The organism is Veillonella absiana (assembly GCF_032970865.1).
GTDB classification, from domain to species: domain Bacteria; phylum Bacillota; class Negativicutes; order Veillonellales; family Veillonellaceae; genus Veillonella; species Veillonella absiana.
Map to the genome: position 1 here is coordinate 219,630 of NZ_JAWJZB010000001.1, position 12,759 is coordinate 232,388.

At 40.2% G+C, this 12,759-nt stretch carries 12 protein-coding genes; 2 read left to right on the forward strand and 10 right to left on the reverse strand.

Features of this window, described 5'->3' with window-relative positions; translation table 11 throughout:
* Positions 1–45 precede the first annotated feature (45 nt).
* From yfbR to RVY80_RS01140, 3 genes are all read right to left on the reverse strand, one after another.
* Complete coding sequence (gene yfbR, locus RVY80_RS01130) at positions 46–645, reverse strand: 5'-deoxynucleotidase (RefSeq protein ID WP_295190769.1); 600 nt, start codon at positions 643–645, stop codon at positions 46–48.
* Between the two features lie 9 nt (positions 646–654).
* Positions 655–1,590: a D-alanyl-D-alanine carboxypeptidase family protein gene (locus RVY80_RS01135; RefSeq protein WP_317329304.1), complete on the reverse strand. Its 936-nt coding sequence runs from the start codon at positions 1,588–1,590 to the stop codon at positions 655–657.
* A gap of 68 nt (positions 1,591–1,658) precedes the next feature.
* On the reverse strand, positions 1,659–2,594 hold the full coding sequence (locus RVY80_RS01140; RefSeq protein WP_317329305.1) for a mechanosensitive ion channel family protein: 936 nt from the start codon (positions 2,592–2,594) through the stop codon (positions 1,659–1,661).
* A 214-nt stretch (positions 2,595–2,808) separates the two neighbouring features.
* Between RVY80_RS01140 and RVY80_RS01145 the strand changes: the two genes are divergently transcribed.
* Complete coding sequence (locus RVY80_RS01145; protein WP_317329306.1) at positions 2,809–3,546, forward strand: adenosylcobinamide amidohydrolase; 738 nt, start codon at positions 2,809–2,811, stop codon at positions 3,544–3,546.
* Positions 3,547–3,698: 152 nt separating this feature from the next.
* On the opposite strand, the gene RVY80_RS01150 is transcribed toward RVY80_RS01145, so the two are convergent.
* The 4 genes from RVY80_RS01150 to RVY80_RS01165 form a co-directional block, all read right to left on the reverse strand.
* Entirely contained in the window at positions 3,699–4,682 is a 984-nt protein-coding gene (locus RVY80_RS01150; protein WP_295190761.1) for an asparaginase, read from the reverse strand.
* Positions 4,683–4,699: 17 nt separating this feature from the next.
* Positions 4,700–5,479, reverse strand: a complete 780-nt coding sequence (gene nadE / locus RVY80_RS01155) for an NAD(+) synthase (RefSeq protein ID WP_295190759.1) — start codon at positions 5,477–5,479, stop codon at positions 4,700–4,702.
* A 100-nt stretch (positions 5,480–5,579) separates the two neighbouring features.
* The gene (locus RVY80_RS01160) at positions 5,580–7,025 is read right to left on the reverse strand and encodes a nicotinate phosphoribosyltransferase (RefSeq protein ID WP_317329307.1); all 1,446 of its coding nucleotides are present in this window, start codon (positions 7,023–7,025) and stop codon (positions 5,580–5,582) included.
* A 107-nt stretch (positions 7,026–7,132) separates the two neighbouring features.
* Positions 7,133–7,666: a cysteine hydrolase family protein gene (locus RVY80_RS01165; protein WP_317329309.1), complete on the reverse strand. Its 534-nt coding sequence runs from the start codon at positions 7,664–7,666 to the stop codon at positions 7,133–7,135.
* Positions 7,667–8,006: 340 nt separating this feature from the next.
* Between RVY80_RS01165 and RVY80_RS01170 the strand changes: the two genes are divergently transcribed.
* A complete protein-coding gene (locus tag RVY80_RS01170; RefSeq protein WP_317329311.1) occupies positions 8,007–9,455 on the forward strand; it encodes an aminoacyl-histidine dipeptidase in 1,449 nt (482 codons plus the stop codon).
* Between the two features lie 112 nt (positions 9,456–9,567).
* Here the strand turns inward: RVY80_RS01170 and RVY80_RS01175 are convergent, their stop codons facing one another.
* From RVY80_RS01175 to metA, 3 genes are all read right to left on the reverse strand, one after another.
* Entirely contained in the window at positions 9,568–10,008 is a 441-nt protein-coding gene (locus RVY80_RS01175) for a universal stress protein (protein ID WP_317329313.1), read from the reverse strand.
* Between the two features lie 295 nt (positions 10,009–10,303).
* Positions 10,304–11,575: an O-acetylhomoserine aminocarboxypropyltransferase/cysteine synthase family protein gene (locus tag RVY80_RS01180; RefSeq protein ID WP_295190745.1), complete on the reverse strand. Its 1,272-nt coding sequence runs from the start codon at positions 11,573–11,575 to the stop codon at positions 10,304–10,306.
* Positions 11,576–11,710: 135 nt separating this feature from the next.
* Positions 11,711–12,670 (reverse strand): homoserine O-acetyltransferase MetA, encoded by a 960-nt coding sequence (gene metA, locus RVY80_RS01185; RefSeq protein WP_295190742.1) that lies wholly within the window; start codon positions 12,668–12,670, stop codon positions 11,711–11,713.
* Between the last annotated feature and the right edge of the window lie 89 nt (positions 12,671–12,759).

Consider the following 12,759-nt stretch of genomic DNA (forward strand, 5'->3'; position numbering starts at 1 on the left):
CACTATATAATTATTATACTATATGCATCACCGTCTATACAGACATTATTTACTGGTCATATCGTAATAATTTAATGTATCTAAAGACTGACTTAATGCAGGAATGTACAGTTCAAGAAACTTATCTACTTCTGGCATATGCAAATCCTTTAATTTTTGCAAAATGCTAGAATATGCTTCATTGAACTCATCATTACCTGCATTTTTTTCATGTACACATTTCATGAAAGCTGAAATTGTGTCCGCTGCTTTCACCAGTGACCATTCATCGGATTCCTCAGCGTCCACAATCATCGGTTTATACGTAGCTTGCAATTCTGCAGGCAATGTGGAAAGCATTTTTTCTTGCGCCAATGTTTCCACCTCACCGTAGAGGCTACGCAATTTAGGATCAAAATACTTGATTGGCGTAGGCATATCACCGGTAAAAATTTCGCTCACCTCATGATACATAGCCATCACAGCCACCTTATTCACATCTACAGTACCACCAAAATATTCATTTTTTATACATGCCAAATTGTGTGCCACAAAGGCCACTTCTAGGCTGTGCTCCTGTATATTTTCTGTTTCTGTGTTCCGCATCAATCCCCAGCGTTTAATAAAACGCATGCGATGCAAGAATGCAAAAAATGAACTCGTCATAAAGACTCCTTATTTATCTCTTAACGCCGCAACCTCAAATCCATAATCAAGAAAAGCCGGTGCATCAGTCCAACGATCATCATCGTTCAAGAGGACCACAATCATAGTATGTCTATCCCGCGTGGCTGAGGCAATTAAGCAATCCCCTGCCGCTTCTGTATATCCTGTTTTCAGCCCATTCGCACCAGGGTATTTATTTCGGATAAAGAGATTCGTTGTACGTACGGTTTCGGCAGCACGATTTTGATATTTAACAGTGTAATAATCATTGGCCACCTTGTCTCGAAACATTTTATATTTCATACCGTATGCCGCAATCATTGCAAGGTCACGGGCTGTAGAATAATGACCTTGTTGCGTTAATCCATGGGGATTGAGAAAATGACTATGCTTAGCTCCCGCCTTTTTCGCGACTTCGTTCATAGCTTTTGCGAAATTGTGCACAGAACCACTCACATTTTCAGCCACCACAACGGCCGCATCATTACCACTAGCTACCATCATACCTTCAATGACAGCTTCTAATGGTAATTGATCGCCTACACGCAAGCCTAAATTAGATTCCTCCATGCTAACCGCATAGGGACTCACCGTGGCTAATTCATCAAGGAGTGTTCCTTTTTTTTCAAGAGCCGTCAACAAGGTCACCATCTTGGTAGTGCTAGCTGGATGCATCCATTTATCAGGATTCTTTTCAAAGAGAATTTCGCCGGTGTCCGCATCAATAAGCACGGCCGCTCCTGCAATCGTAGTAGGTGCGATAGGTTTTACTGTCAATTGGCTCACATCAACATTGCCAATGTCTGTATTATTTGTGTCAATAACAGCCACTTCTTTGGCGCCATTTTTTTGAGATGCCACAGTCGATTGACTCAGAATACTACTAGATGAACTAGCCGCCTGAACTGTGGAGCCCCCCATAAGACTTGCAGTAAAACTCAACATGAGTAGAACAGGCATTATTTTATTTCGTAATGTACTACATTTCATATACTTATTTAAATTTTTTCTCCTTAAATCGTTGCTTGTTCATCCTTTGTCACATCTGCATCAGACTCAGGATTATCTACAAGATCAATATTATTTTTCGTTTCTTCAGGTGCTTCATACACATGTATAACCCGTTGAGGGTATGGAATATCGATGCCATTAGCATCGAAAGTATCTTTCACTTGGGACATAATTTCATAAAATACAGGCCAATACTTCTCTGTACGTACTTTTGGATACGCCACAATACGCACAGAATTTTCAGCAAATTCTCGAATCCCAATTTCCAGAGTATCCGCATTGATAATCTCATCATGAGATTTAAAAATTGTTTTTAGCAATTCAATAGCCATGTGATGATCATTGGCATAATTAATATCAAAGGAAAAACTCATAACCCGCTCGTTAACAGTAGTCGTATTCGTCACCACTTGCGATGTAAGTAAGGAGTTTGGTACATAGACTAATTTATTTTCCTTCGTGGCGATAACGGTATGCATGAATTGGATACTTTTAACAGTGCCCTCTACATTATTATCCGTAGAAATCCAATCGCCCGCCTTAAATGGTTTAAATAATAGCAGTAATAAACCAGAAGCAAAATTGGACATATTATTCTGCAGAGCCAAACCAATGGCGATACCAAAGGCACCAAAAGCAGCTACAAAGGATGTAGTAGGAATACCGATTTGGTTAATACATATGAGCACTAAAACACCATACATAGTGTAATACGCAATTTGACTGATAAATGTCATCGCTGTGCGATCATAATTACCATGAATCATTACCTTTTCAATCATTTGGCGAATAAATCGAATAATCGCTCGGCCAATCAAAAATGTAATAATAGCGATGATAATATCTGGTCCTCGATCCCCCACCCAAGTGTGAAATCGTTTTAATAAATTCGCATCTTTAAAAAATATGCTTTCTAAATCTGCCCAAAATTCTGACATAGCAAAACCTCATATAATTCAAATATTTTAATATCTCTAGTATACCAAATTATGATGGTGAAAGTATGGTATAATTTGAAAAGTAGTCATACTAATTTGACAAAAAAATCGTTTCATTCAATTTGCAAACACTTTGCAACCAATTGTCTGTCCTATTCAATCAAGTAACAATAACATAGCGTATAGATGTTAAGATTATACGCAAGGAGATATTATGTCATACAACAATCCTTACATGGCCCCTAGCGAACTCGCTACGGGTGGCTATATCAACTATGAGCCGTCAGCCATAACAGTGACGTTCATGGATGTACACTATTCCTTAAGCACTGGGCAACTCAATGGTGGCTTTCACCACACACTAGGCATTCGTAACCAACAATTAACATTTATGGTAAATACAGAAAAAGAATTGCCTGGTGGCTCTGCAGCAGAGTATTTGTCTATGGAGTTCCAGCATTTAGATTTACCAATCCACTTCTGCACGGCCCTAATGACGTCAGCCACAATGGAACGTCACGTGTACACAAAGATTGAACAAGATGATACCATTGTAGAAACCATCGTCACTGGTGGATTTGAATGCACTACCCAACGCGCCGGCACAGGTTACCATTATGTGGAAAAAGATGGTGAATTTCATCAGCCCGGTACATTAAATATTTTAGTATTTACCAACAAGGCCCTCACTGATGGCGCCATGACAAAGGCCCTTATCACTATTACAGAGGCAAAAACAGCTGCATTCCAAGACGCCCAAGTCGCTAGCACTATGAACCCAGTCCATGTGGCCACCGGCACCGCTACGGATGGCATTATTTTAACCATCGATACGAATGGTGAAATCTTAACAGACGTTGGTACGTTCTCTCTGTTTGGCGATACATTGGCCAAGGCCGTGTACATTGGGGTGCAACGAGCGTTAGAGGTAAGTAAGAATTTTCCAAATTAATGACTTGCACAGCATTAATATCACGCTCCCATATATCAATGTGGTAAATCAAATTAAAAATTAAGCACATGAACCAAGAGTTTTTACTCTTAGCTCATGTGCTTTTATTTTACTAGTCTCCATCAGATGAAATTACTTCAAACTCAATACCATTAATATTCGCCAAACATGCGGCGCAATTCATTTCTATCAGCAGTTTTGGTCAATCCCAAAGCTAACAAAATACGCGCCTTTTGCGGATTCAAGGAATCGCTGACCAAGTAATCAGCTCTTTTGTCAGTTGGCACCGCAGACACAATGCCACTGCCCGTACGAGAGGCACGGACTACGGGAATGTTAATACGTTCCGTCACATTACGTATATTTTGTGGAATGGTACCATGCCCAAGGCCTGACAAGATCACTCCCGCTGGTTTTGTACCGAGAACGACTACGGCCGTCTCCTCCTGAATACCGGCATAGCAGTAAATAATATGTACCTTTGGTAGCACGTTCAATTGACGACAATCAAATTCAGACTGATTTGTGTGTCGGCGTGTAGAGGATTTATAAAAATGGGCTACCCCATCTTGGACGATACCCAAATGTCCCACAAGAGGACTATTAAATGTAGACACGTCCGTTGTATTCGTTTTTGTTACCTCCCGAGCACCATCAATCATGCCATTGAGGGCTACGAGCACACCTTTACCTGTGCTCGATGGAGTACGAACAATTTGCATCGCCTGTAATAAATTAATAGGACCATCTGCACTGACTGCACCGGATGGGCGCATGGATCCAGTCACCACCACAGGCCTGTCCGTATGCACTGTGAGATTTAGGAAAAACGCTGTTTCCTCCATACTGTCCGTACCGTGAGTAATTACAATGCCTTCCACGTCATCCCGCTCCACCGAATCTTGTACGAGGTTAGCTAAATCAATCCATTGTTGCTCCGAAATGTCCGAGCTTTCAATATTACTAAATTGATGGTATTCAAATGGACCGTATTCATCTACGCCTGGTACAGCTGCCAAAATAGCCTCTAGTGAAAGCACCCCAGATGTATAGCCCGTCAAATCAGTCTCTGAAGCCCCCTGACCGGCAATAGTTCCCCCCGTACCGATGAGGATAATTTTTTTATCATAAGTCATACTATTTCTCTCTATTTCTATTTTTTCACATATTCATCCGCATCAAAGGACGGCATCAATTGTAATTTATGTAAATTAATCTTGTGCATATGATCAATGCGTTGTTTTGTCTCCACATTATCACAAATGCCCGTGCGAATGTATCTATCTAATTCCGCATAAGTAAAGCCCAGTTTATCTTCGTCAGATTGACCACTGAGACCATCGCTCGGTGTTTTATCCACTAAATGAGCTGGGATTGGCAAGGTGCGCCCAATTTCTCGTACCTCCTCTACCAATAAATGTGCCAAAGGACTAAAGTCGCCTGCAGCATCACCATATTTAGTAGAATAACCTACGTAGTCCTCAGAACCATTACATGTATTCGCCACACGAGCACCGCCTGGCAGATTTTGACCCACTGCATAGAGTGTAGTCATCCGAATGCGAGCTGGCAAATTAATAACCGCATCACGTGCATGCTCAGTGCTACCTGTAATATCAGAAAAATGGTCTCCATCCAAAATAGATTGTTTTAAGGATTCCACAGCAGCCCCAATATTGACAACCATATGTCGAATCCCTAAGGTTGCTACAACCTCTTTGGCATCATCGATATCCGATTGCACTCCATTGGGCATCAACACACCTACCACGCGCTCTTTACCTAGGGCCTCTACACAGAGGGCCGCTACTACTGAGGAGTCCTTCCCCCCAGAAATGCCCACTACGGCAGAGCAGGTTGGTCCATTTTTGGCAAAATACTCTTGTATCCATTTCACAAGGGCTTGTTTTGTTGCCTGTGCATCTCGTAACATATAATCTCCTAATACTTGATTAACTATTTCCCATTAATAGGTTAAAAATTGATGCTTCCCCACTAATACACATATTCCAATACTATGACCATGCATACTACTAATTCTCTACGTGATGCAATAAATTCATTTTCATTTTATAATAAGCGGGACTCATATCTAGATAATGTTTGTGTGGGTTTACAAAACGTTGTTCTTCTTCCCAAATTTCATGTTTTAGTTGATGATTCACGAAATCACGCACTTCTTGTAAAGATGGCGATGGTTGTGTACGTTTACCAGATTTCACCACCAATTGTTGCATTTCTTTAAACGTGCAGTTTTCAAAATTCAACACTTTCCATGGCTTTTCAGGATCAATATAACGATACGGTTGAGACCCATCTGGCGTTTCGGTATTCAGAGTAATTAATTCTGCAATGGCTTTACCCGACGAACTATACACACGATATACTTTTTTAAGACCAGGGTTCGTAATTTTTTCTACTGACTCAGATACCTTAATGCGAGGTTCCCAAACGCCTTGTTTCCGTACACCTGCAATTTTATAAACGGCCCCAAATACAGGATCACTCTTGGCTGTAATCATTCTTTCACCAACCCCAAAGGCATCGATAGGCCCCCCCTGACGAAGCAAGGATTCAATGGTATATTCATCGAGGCTATTGGATGCGATAATTTTACAATCCTCCATACCAGCTGCATCAAGCATCCGTCGTGCACGTTTTGCCAAATAGGCCAAGTCCCCAGAATCTAAGCGCACACCTTTGAGGCGCTGACCCTGAGGTTCCAATATATCCTTCGCCACCTTGATGGCATTGGGAACGCCAGAATTTAATACGTCATAAGTATCTACAAGAAACACAGAATTTGTAGGGTAAATCTCCGCATAAGATTTAAATGCTTCATATTCAGAATCATGGTACATCACCCAGCTATGGGCCATAGTACCACTGACAGGAATATTGAACATCTGCCCTGCCAATACTGTGGCAGTACTGTCCACTCCACCAATATAGGAAGCGCGAGCACCATACACAGCAGCATCCACATTATGTGCACGACGAGCGCCAAAATCAGACACTCCCCGTCCTTGGGCAGACCGGACAATGCGATTCGCCTTCGTAGCGATAAGAGATTGATGGTTCATCATCGCTAGCACTGCAGTTTCCACAATTTGTGCATCAATAAGAGGTGCCACAATCGTCATAACTGGCTCATTAGGATAAATGACAGCACCTTCTGGAAATGAATAAATATCCCCTTTAAAAGAAAAATTTTTCAAATACTCTAAAAATGCATCACTAAATAAATGCAAACTACGGAAATATTCCACATCTTCCTCATCAAAATGGAGATGTTCAATATAATCTATAATCTGCTCTAACCCAGCAAAAATAGAAAATCCAGCTTCATCCGGATTTTTACGGAAAAATACGTCAAAGCACACAAGATCAGTATTTTCAAACTTATCAAAATATCCATGGGCCATCGTCATTTCATAGAGGTCCATGAGCATCCCTATATTTCTAGATTCATGTTGCATGGGACAATCTCCCTTCTACTATTCATTATTCTACGACGCAGCACTAATAGCTACCTCATCGAGAACTCTATTTCAAATATATTTTCTAATATCCAACTAAATGAACTCTATTGGTTGATAACTTGTACTTGGCAACTCGCCATGGTTTCGAGGGCGACTAGATGCTTTTCTGGCGTCACACCAGCACAGCAACTGGCATCTACTACAATAGGAACCTCTGGTAAGAACGCTTTAATAGCCAATGCATTACTAACCACACAGATATCTGTACAGAGCCCAATCAGTTCAATGGATTCGATACCTTCTGTTTCATAAATATGTACTAATGATGTAATCAAGGCTTTACTGCCAAATGTTACTTTTTCAAACACCGTGGCTCCATTGTCCTGTTGCCATGTTGCTAGCGCTGGTGAAAGCTCCCAGCCGGTTGTCCCTTTTATGCAATGCTCAACAGGTAAATGTTTGCCCTCTTGAGTTTTTAAATACGTAGGGCTATGTGTATCTTGAGTAAATACGACGGTTCCGTCAAAGTGTTTTACCTTATGTATCACATTATCTACGATAGCCTGAGCCTCAGGTGTACCCAAGGAACCATCAATAAAATCATTCTGCATGTCTACAACAATTAAATACTTATTCATGATCTCTAATCCTTCTCCTTCCACTCACAATTAACAATGATACCTATTTCATCAAACAGCTCTTACTAAATGTATATGTATTGTCATATATGGTTTAACAGGATGAATCATAGCGCTGCGTTTATCCCAAAGTGGTAGGCCAATGATTGTTGGTATATCTTACCAACCCCTTGCCCTTAGAATACCACGTTTTCTTCATTTTGTAATTGTCCATTGTAAAGATACACTGGCTATCTGTTTATACTAAAAAACTCTACCAAAATACCCCTCAGTGTACTATAATTATAAATAGACATAATATAATTTTATTTATACTATCATTAAGAAAACGAGGTGCGCCATGAACGCAATTGTTCAAGCAGAAAAAGTTCTTCAATTCTTTCACGATATCAGCCAAATTCCTCGTGAATCTGGCCATGAAAAGGAATTGAGCGATTATATCGTTCAATTTGCCAAAGACCGTAATCTTGAGGTGTCCCAAGATGAAGCCTGGAATGTAGTCATCAAAAAACCTGCATCTGCGGGCTATGAAGATCGTCCTACTGTAATCTTACAAGGACATATCGATATGGTTTGTGAAAAAACTCATGAATCTAATCACGATTTCCGTAAAGATCCAATTGCCAACATCATCGATGGTGAATGGTTGCATGCAGATGGTACTACACTTGGCGCCGATAACGGCATGGGTGTATGTATGGCTATGGCTATCCTTGATGACGATACCTTAGCACATCCAGCACTAGAAGTGTTGTGCACAACTAGCGAAGAGACCGGTATGAATGGTGCATCCGCAATTAAACCTGGCCAAGTAACAGGTAAATATTTATTAAACCTAGATACAGAGGTAGAACACGAATTCATCGTTAGCTGTGCTGGCGGTTGCCATGTTATTGTAAACATTCCATTACTTCGTGAAAATACATTACCTGGTTTCAATGCAGGCCTCACAATTACTGTGTCTGGTTTACTAGGCGGCCACTCTGGTCTTGAAATCAACAAACAACGTGGTAACTCTAATCAAATCTTGGCACGTATGCTCTATGCATTAGGGAAACAATATTCCTTCACATTGTCGAACTTCACAGGTGGTACAAAACATAATGCCATTCCAAACAAATCCGTGGCTACTCTCGCAGTACGTACTGAAGACGTAGAGGCTATTAAAAATCTTATTGCTCACTATGAAAGCACATTCCAACACGAATTCGCTGCCCAAGATCCTTGTTTGACAATCACTGTTGACGGCACAGATGTACCTGATGTAGTGTATGCTGATGATACAACAGAAGCGTTAATTTCTTACCTTTACCTTGCAGAAGATGGTGTTCACTCGGTTAGCAAATCCATCGAAAACCTTGTGGAAACTAGTAACAACCTTGCCGTTGTAAAAGAGGATTCTCACGCACTATCCATCTTGGTTTCCGTACGTAGTTCTTCTAAAAATGGTTTAGACTACTTAACTACGAAAATGTTACTCCTTGCTGATACATTAGGTGTGAGTGCCCGAAAAACTGATGGTTATCCAGCATGGGAATACGAACAAGGCTCTGCCCTTGAAGAACAAGCATTGACATTGTACAAAAAAATGTCACCTGTAGAGCCAACAGTGAATGCAGTCCATGCAGGTTTGGAATGTGGTCTATTAAAAGGTGCTTTACCTGATACCCAAATGATCAGCTTTGGCCCTACTATCACTGGTGCCCATACACCACAAGAAAAATGTCACCTTCCATCCGTGGAAAATGTATACATCTACCTTAAAGAATTATTAAAAGAATTACATTAATTCTAAGTTGCACCATACGCAACACCTTATTCCATTTATATTGATATTAAAAAGAGGCAGTATTGCTACACAATTTTCATGTAGCGATACTGCCTCTTTGCAGTCTATAAAACTATTTTACCGTCAATACTGGGCATTCTGCATTAGCTACCACATAGCTACTTACACTTCCAAGAATCATCCCTTCTAATTGACCTAACCCACGGCGACCAATCACAATAAGATCCATATTCTCCTCTTTCACCACCTTAAGGATACAATCACGTGCATTACCTTGCATTACACGCGTATTTACATGAATACCTTCTGGTATCATCTTTTTATGTTCCCCAAGAATATCTTGTGCAGTATGAGCCATTTCTTTCAAAATAAATAAATCTGCCCCAGCTTGTTCAAATCCTGGTACATATTCCCCCACATTCACTACAGATAATAGTTCAATATATGCTCCGCAGGACTTAGCCAGCATGCTTGCATAGGCAACTGCTATTTCCCCATATTTAGAACCATCAATAGGTACTAGAATTTTTTTAATGCTTACATCCTTAGTCATAGTAATCACTCCTTTTTCTAGAATTAGATTATCAATTAGATTATCTATGCAATCAACTTAGATATTCTAATCTTATTGTATATATTCGAGATATATCACCAATTATCCTGCCGCCATAAAAAATTAATATCTCTCCTGCAAGATTGTTCACCTAACACAAAATAAATACGCCACAAATGCAAATAGACTGGCCCATGGGCCAGTCTATTCTAGATTCATACCATTGATACCATAGATACCATAGATACTATAGATACTATTGATATCTCTTTATATGTAATTTCTAAGTTTATACTTATGCGTTCGCCAAAGCTTGCTCTAAATCAGCAATCAAATCATCAGCGTTTTCAATACCGATGGAGATACGAATCATATCTGGCGTTACACCAGCTGCTTTTTGTTCCGCTTCGTTTAATTGAGCATGAGTTGTGGATGCTGGGTGGATAACAAGGGATTTCGCATCGCCAACATTAGCCAAGTTAGAGAAGATATCTAAGGCATCAACGAATTTGATACCCGCTTCTTTACCACCTTTTACACCGAATGTGAATACAGAGCCCACACCTTTAGGGAAGTATTTATCAGCCAACGCTTTGTATTTGCTTGTAGCCAATTCAGGGTAGTTAACCCATTCAACTTTTGGATGATTGGACAAGAATTCTACGACTTTACGAGCATTTTCTACATGACGTTCAACACGTAAAGACAATGTTTCAACACCTTGCAAAATGAACCATGCAGCGATTGGTGTCAAGGATGCACCAGTGTCACGGAGCAAGGTAGCACGAATTTTTACAGTAAATGGAATTGGAAGGTCACCGTATACAATGCCATTGTAGTGAGAGTCGCCTTCTACGAAGTCTGGATATTTACCAGATGCTTTATAGTCGAATTTACCACTTTCAATAACAACACCTGCCAAAGTAGTACCATGACCACCTAAGAATTTTGTAGCAGATTCAACAACTACGTCAGCGCCGTGTTCCAATGGACGGAACAAGTATGGAGATGCAAATGTATTATCTACAATCAAGATGATATTATGTTTATGAGCTATATCAGCTACTGCTTGTACATCGATCAAATTGATTTCTGGGTTGGAAATTGTTTCAATGTAAATCGCTTTTGTATTTTCATCGATGGCTTCTTCAAACTCATTTAAATTATCTGGGTTAACAAATTTAACGTTGATACCCAATTTAGGCAATGTGGAGGAGAACAATACATGTGTACCACCATATAATGTGGATGCAGAAATGATATTCTCACCAGCACTTGCGACGTTTTGGATTGCATATGTTACAGCTGCAGAACCAGAGGCAACTGCGACTGCACCAGCACCACCTTCTAATTGTGCTACGCGTTCTTCTAATACGCTCTGAGTTGGGCCACCCAAACGAGTATAAATAGCACCTGGATCAGTTAATGCAAAACGACCTGCTGCTTGTTCTGCATCTTTAAATACATAGCTAGTTGTTTGGTAAATTGGAACTGCACGAGAACCGGTTTCATCTACTGTGTGACCTGCATGTAACTGCAATGTTTCGAATTTGTATTGTTTACTCATTTGAATCTCTCCTTCTTCACTTGGTGAAAGCTTATTTCTTATACCCAGTATATTAATATGTTTTAGTCTGCTTGTCTATAGTTTTTTATCGAAATATCATATTTTGATATAGTTATTTTCTTTAACTAATTATAGTTAAATATAGGCGCCTTGGTTTTTATCCCGCTCAAACTTCATTTTTTGTATTTGTTCCAAAATATATGGTGTTTCTTGGTATACATAATAATTGAGCCAATTAGTAAATAACAATGTGCTCACAGAGCGCCAACGAACTACTGGTTTTTGTTTTGGATCATCATTAGGATAGTAATTCTCTGGTATCTCTACGCCGTCACCACGAGAAATATCTCGTTCATATTCACGTTGCAATGTATCTCGATCGTACTCAGAATGTCCAAATACAAAGATATGCTTATTATCAAGACTACGAACGATGGCTGCACCACTTTCAGCAGAGCCCGCCAACAATTCTAAATCTCGATTTCCTCTAATGGCCACTTGAGATACGGTAGTATGACGAGAGTGAGGCATCCAGAATTTCTCATCAAATCCACGGAACAAAACTGGTCTTTCATTATATATATCATGCAGATATACGCCAAAGAGTTTTTTCGGCATAACCTCTTTATTGATACCAAAATGATGGTACAGGCCAGCCTGTGCGCCCCAACATATATATAATGTGGAGTACACGTGCTCTTCGCTCCAGTCCATGATTTCCGTAAGTTCACTCCAGTAGTCTACCTCCTCAAATGGCATCAACTCTACTGGTGCACCAGTCACAATCATTCCATCAAAGAACTGGTCTCGCACTTCGTCAAAGGTACGATAAAACGTATCCAAATACGCCTCATCAGTATTCTTAGACTTTCGTGACGCCGTATGCAAAAGGGTTAAATTTACTTGCAATGGGCTGTTACTGAGGGCCCGTAATATTTGCGTTTCTGTAACTTCTTTGGTAGGCATCAAGTTAACGAGTAGTATATGTAACGGACGAATTTGTTGGCTTTCAGCTCGCTCTGTATCCATTACGAAAATGTTCTCTTGCGCTAATTTTGTGATGGCTGGCAAATTTTTGATTACCTTAATTGGCATATCCCTCACTCCTCACAATCCGGAAATACCTTACAATTCAACAGGTAGTATCCCTAGAGAACACCTGCATCGATAAAATCTTCTAATCA

Excerpts from the sequence above, each read along its gene's own strand:
- RVY80_RS01140 (WP_317329305.1), bottom strand. The coding sequence starts at position 2,594 with ATGTCAGAATTTTGGGCAGATTTAGAAAGCATATTTTTTAAAGATGCG.
- RVY80_RS01150 (WP_295190761.1), bottom strand. The coding sequence starts at position 4,682 with ATGACTTATGATAAAAAAATTATCCTCATCGGTACGGGGGGAACTATT.
- RVY80_RS01165 (WP_317329309.1), bottom strand. The coding sequence starts at position 7,666 with ATGAATAAGTATTTAATTGTTGTAGACATGCAGAATGATTTTATTGAT.
- RVY80_RS01180 (WP_295190745.1), bottom strand. The coding sequence starts at position 11,575 with ATGAGTAAACAATACAAATTCGAAACATTGCAGTTACATGCAGGTCAC.
- RVY80_RS01135 (WP_317329304.1), bottom strand. The coding sequence starts at position 1,590 with ATGTTGAGTTTTACTGCAAGTCTTATGGGGGGCTCCACAGTTCAGGCG.
- metA (WP_295190742.1), bottom strand. The coding sequence starts at position 12,670 with ATGCCAATTAAGGTAATCAAAAATTTGCCAGCCATCACAAAATTAGCG.
- RVY80_RS01175 (WP_317329313.1), bottom strand. The coding sequence starts at position 10,008 with ATGACTAAGGATGTAAGCATTAAAAAAATTCTAGTACCTATTGATGGT.
- RVY80_RS01145 (WP_317329306.1), top strand. The coding sequence starts at position 2,809 with ATGTCATACAACAATCCTTACATGGCCCCTAGCGAACTCGCTACGGGT.
- yfbR (WP_295190769.1), bottom strand. The coding sequence starts at position 645 with ATGACGAGTTCATTTTTTGCATTCTTGCATCGCATGCGTTTTATTAAA.
- nadE (WP_295190759.1), bottom strand. The coding sequence starts at position 5,479 with ATGTTACGAGATGCACAGGCAACAAAACAAGCCCTTGTGAAATGGATA.
- RVY80_RS01160 (WP_317329307.1), bottom strand. The coding sequence starts at position 7,025 with ATGCAACATGAATCTAGAAATATAGGGATGCTCATGGACCTCTATGAA.
- RVY80_RS01170 (WP_317329311.1), top strand. The coding sequence starts at position 8,007 with ATGAACGCAATTGTTCAAGCAGAAAAAGTTCTTCAATTCTTTCACGAT.